1 pseudogene is annotated in these 384 nt (G+C 65.6%); it reads left to right on the top strand.

The features are described from left to right. Positions 1 to 384 (top strand): annotated as a pseudogene (locus DY467_RS26085) (HlyD family secretion protein); the annotation flags it as partial.

Raw genomic sequence — 384 nt, 5'->3', positions numbered from 1 at the left:
ACAAGACAGCCGGCCGGGCGGCGTGAAGTCACTGATCGGCCGGCATCCGATCGCCGCGATTGCGGTCGTAGTGCTGATCGTCGCCGCGCTCGGCGGCGGGATTGCGTGGTGGCTGCACGCCCGCAACTTCGAAACGACTGACGACGCCTTCATCGACACCCGCTCGGTGCTGATCAGCCCGCAGGTCACCGGCGCCATCACCCAGGTCGCCGTCACCGACAACGAGGTCGTCAAAGCCGGTCAACTCCTGGCCAAGATTGATCCGCGCGACTATCAGGCCGCGGTCGATCAGGCGGCCGCGCAGATCCAACAGGCACAGGCGTCGATCGACAATTTCACCGCGCAGATCGCAGCCCAGAAGGCGCAGATCGATGCCGCAGCCAA

It is taken from the genome of Rhodopseudomonas sp. BR0G17, assembly GCF_010907025.1.
GTDB lineage: Bacteria > Pseudomonadota > Alphaproteobacteria > Rhizobiales > Xanthobacteraceae > Rhodopseudomonas > Rhodopseudomonas palustris_H.
Note: the sequence above shows the minus strand (reverse complement) of the source record. Positions and strands in the feature narration are given on the sequence as shown.